Source organism: Vibrio sp. 970 (genome assembly GCF_033339075.1).
The window spans coordinates 1-506 of sequence record NZ_JAWOTW010000880.1 but is presented as its reverse complement, the minus strand read 5'-3'; the positions used below and the strand labels follow the sequence as shown (position 1 = coordinate 506).

Genomic DNA, 506 nt, shown 5'->3' with positions numbered 1-506 from the left:
TTACGCATTGTCTGTTGCGGATCAACATATCAAATCAGGTATGTGTAAAAACGTATTGGTGATTGGTGCAGATGCACTGTCTAAAACGTGTGATCCAACTGACCGTTCAACGATCATTTTGTTTGGTGACGGTGCGGGTGCAGTTGTTGTTGGTGCAAGCCAAGAGCCTGGCATTATCTCTACGCATATTTACGCGGATGGCCAATTTGGTGATTTATTAAGTCTACCTGTACCAGAGCGTGGTAAAGATGTGGATAAATGGCTTCATATGGCTGGGAACGAAGTATTCAAAGGTGCGGTAACTCAACTGTCTAAACTCGTTAAAGATACGCTTGAAGCAAACGATATGCACAAGTCTGAGCTAGACTGGCTAGTGCCGCACCAAGCGAACTACCGTATTATTTCAGCGACGGCGAAAAAACTGTCAATGTCACTAGACCAAGTTGTTGTCACATTAGCCAGGCCCGGTAACACGTCGGCAGCGACAGTTCCGACGGCGCTTGATG

At 46.2% G+C, this 506-nt stretch carries 1 protein-coding gene; it reads left to right on the top strand.

Annotated features, from left to right (window positions below; all coding sequences use genetic code 11):
- A partial coding sequence (locus R7Q11_RS29700; protein WP_318094499.1) for a 3-oxoacyl-[acyl-carrier-protein] synthase III C-terminal domain-containing protein occupies positions 1 to 506 on the top strand: 506 nt, incomplete at both ends.